The following is a 401-nucleotide window of genomic DNA, read 5'->3' on the forward strand; positions in this document are numbered from 1 at the left end:
TCCGCATCTTCAAACACGATGTAAGGCGCATTGCCTCCCAGCTCCATGGAAACTTTTTCATGGTTTCAGCCGCATTGCGCATCAAGGTTTTGCCGACCGCGGTTGATCCGGTGAAGGAGATTTTGCGCACCGCTTTGCTCGCCATTATCGCGTCGCTGATGGCGTGGGTATCACCCGCCACGGCATTCAGAGAGAACAGCAGATTAGCAAAATGGCGGGCAATATAATGCTGAATAGTCAGAGGATTAGGGCGCTGGATGCTGTTTTAGAACGGTGCGCAGAGCTGCGCACCGGAAAGGATCAAAGCGAGGTTAGAAATCCGCTTTCAGTACGACACGGTAATTGGCTTTACCCGCGCGCACGTGATCCAGCGCATCGTTGATTTTGGACATCGGGAAGGC

The 401-nt window shown here is 53.1% G+C and carries 2 pseudogenes; both read right to left on the reverse strand.

Annotated elements, in window-relative coordinates:
* A pseudogene (locus PSSD_RS27075) lies at window positions 1-190 on the reverse strand (aldehyde dehydrogenase family protein); the annotation flags it as partial.
* Window positions 191-311: 121 nt separating this feature from the next.
* Window positions 312-401 (reverse strand): annotated as a pseudogene (locus PSSD_RS27080) (cinnamyl alcohol dehydrogenase); the annotation flags it as partial.

It is taken from the genome of Type-D symbiont of Plautia stali (assembly GCF_001485335.1).
GTDB classification, from domain to species: domain Bacteria; phylum Pseudomonadota; class Gammaproteobacteria; order Enterobacterales; family Enterobacteriaceae; genus Pantoea; species Pantoea vagans_C.